The sequence below is a fragment of the Bradyrhizobium oropedii genome (assembly GCF_020889685.1).
In the GTDB taxonomy this organism is placed as follows: domain Bacteria; phylum Pseudomonadota; class Alphaproteobacteria; order Rhizobiales; family Xanthobacteraceae; genus Bradyrhizobium; species Bradyrhizobium oropedii.
The window spans coordinates 1-2,696 of sequence record NZ_JACMYO010000366.1 but is presented as its reverse complement, the minus strand read 5'-3'; the positions used below and the strand labels follow the sequence as shown (position 1 = coordinate 2,696).

Here is a 2,696-nt window from a genome sequence, read left to right as displayed (position 1 = left end):
GTCTCGAAGGATGCACGGCCCGGCTGGTGGCCGTCGACCCTTCGAGACGCGCCTACGGCGCTCCTCAGGGTGACGGATCGAGGAAGTGCCGCGCGGATAGCCGAAGAGAATTGAAAAACAAAAAAGGCGGCCACGAGGGCCGCCTTTTCCAATCGCGTATCGCTTGCGCGAATTACTCCGCCGCCAGCTTCACTTCCGGCGCGGCGGCGCGGACTTCGGCGTCGACCTGCGCTTCGAACTTGGCGAAGTTCTTCTGGAACATGCCGACCAGCGCACGCGCGGTCTTGTCGAACTCGACCTTGTCGGCCCAGGTCTTGATCGGATCGAGGATGTGCGGCTCGACGCCCGGCAGCGAGGTCGGCACCGCGAAGCCGAAATACCGGTCGGTGCGGAAGTCGGCATTGCGCAAGCTGCCGTTCAGTGCCGCGGTGAGCAGCGCGCGCGTCACCTTGATCGGCATGCGGCGGCCGGTGCCGTACTTGCCGCCGGTCCAGCCGGTGTTGACCAGCCAGCAATCGACATTGTGCTTGGCGATCAGCTCGCGCAGCATGTTGCCATACACCGACGGATCGCGCGGCAGGAACGGCGAACCGAAGCAGGTGGAGAATTCCGGCTGCGGCTCGTTGCCGAGACCACGCTCGGTGCCGGCGACCTTCGCGGTGTAGCCGGACAGGAAGTGATACATCGCCTGCGCCGGCGTCAGCTTGGCGATCGGCGGCATCACGCCGAACGCGTCGGCAGCGAGCATCACCACGTTCTTCGGGTGCGGCGCGCGGCCGGTGCGCGAGGCGTTGGGAATGAAATCGAGCGGATAGGCCGAGCGGGTGTTCTCGGTCTTCGAGCCGTCGTCGAAATCGGGCACGCGATCGTCAGCGCCGAGCACGACGTTCTCCAGCACCGCGCCGAAGCGCTTGCTGGCGGCATAGATTTCCGGTTCGGCTTCGCCCGAGAGCTTGATGCACTTGGCGTAACAGCCACCTTCGAAATTGAAGACGCCGTCCTCGCTCCAGCCATGCTCGTCGTCGCCGATCAGCGTGCGCTTCGGATCGGCCGAGAGCGTGGTCTTGCCGGTGCCGGACAGGCCGAAGAAGATTGCAGTGTCGCCATCGGGACCGACATTGGCCGAGCAGTGCATCGGCATCACGCCCTTCTCGGGCAGATAGAAGTTCAGCGTGGTGAACACGCTCTTCTTCATTTCGCCGGCATAATAAGACCCGCCGATCAGGACGATCTTGCGGGCGAAATCGATCGCGACGACGTTCTCCGAACGCACGCCGTGACGTGCCGGGTCGGCGCGGAAGCTCGGCAGGTCGATGATCGTGAGCTCCGGCACGAAGCTCGCGAGCTCCGAGGCCTCGGGGCGAATGAGCAGCGTGCGGATGAACAGCGAGTGCCAGGCGAGCTCGGTGAAGACGCGCGTCCTGATGCGATGCTTCGGATCGGCGCCGCCATAGAGATCCTGCGCGAACAGCGTCATGCCTTCGGCATGCTTGAGGAAGTCGGCATGGAGCGTCGCGAACTGCTCCGAGGTGATCGACTGATTGCCGGCCCACCACATGCTCTTGTCGGTCAGGCCGTCGCGGACCGTGAACTTGTCCTTCGGGCTGCGGCCGGTGAACTCACCGGTATCCGCGCAAAGCGCGCCATCGGCCGAGAGCACTGCTTCGCCATTGCGCAACGAGTGCTCGTAAAGCTGCGGCGCACCGTAGTTCCAATGTACGCCCTTGAGATTTTTTAAGCCGAATTTGTCGGCGCCAAAGGCACCGTTATGCACGCCCGTCTCTTGCACGAAGAACCTCCTCGAACCCGCGTATCCTTGTTCGCGCGAATGTCGCTAGTCGCGCCCCGTCGCGGTGATGACCGTCATCAGAATATAGCCTCTCGGCCCCGGTCCGGCGACCTAATAGTGGGGATCGCCGGGCTTGCCAAGCCAGTCGAACGGCTTTTGGTTTATTCCAAGGCGGGCACATCATCTGGCGCAAATACCGCAGCGCGAAACGCTTTCGCTTTGCTTTCGTTTTCTCGTTGTTTTCGCCGCGCTCGGACGACGTTTCGTCGCCTTTCCTGCTGCGAACAAGGCGTTGCGATGCACAAAGAGTGCCAGCGAACAGCATGTGCCCAGCGCCGTGCAAACCAAAAGGCATCGAGAATGCCGGGTATGCATTTCGCGCTGAGGATGTGCCGTTGAAACAAGCTGCCACGAGTTGACGCAGCACTGAACTGCCGATCACGTCGTCCACGATCGCGTTGCGCATGGCAAGCACCGTTGGTCGGCAGTGAGCAGCAGCAGTGAGCAACAGATGAACAGGTTCGATCAAGCTCAGCAGGCCAGCGTCGAAGCTGGGTCATCTCAATGCCTGGCAACGGCGAAATGTTCCGCAACGCAATTATGGGCGGCGTCGATGAGATCGTGGACCGCAACGATCGATGGTAACGCAATCACCGCGTCGCATGTGCGCGTCGACGCGGCCGGCACGTCGCGGTCCGCTTGTGCAGCAGCGCCAGAACTTCGCGCGCGCATGAAGCCGACCGGCGATGACGTGATGCGCACGCACGAAATGATTGCGCTGTCACGCACGCTGCAAAGCGCGCGACGGTGGTTGGAAGCACTCTCGCTCCGCCTCGGCGAGCGCGCAGGCAGCCACGGCCATGCGACACCATGCCTCGCCGGACGCAGCGCCGCCGTTCGGAGCGAG

At 63.1% G+C, this 2,696-nt stretch carries 1 protein-coding gene; it reads right to left on the bottom strand.

Features of this window, described 5'->3' with window-relative positions; all coding sequences use genetic code 11:
- Window positions 1–172: 172 nt before the first annotated feature.
- Window positions 173–1,789 (bottom strand): phosphoenolpyruvate carboxykinase, encoded by a 1,617-nt coding sequence (locus H8A95_RS42415; protein WP_229188370.1) that lies wholly within the window; start codon window positions 1,787–1,789, stop codon window positions 173–175.
- Window positions 1,790–2,696 lie beyond the last annotated feature (907 nt).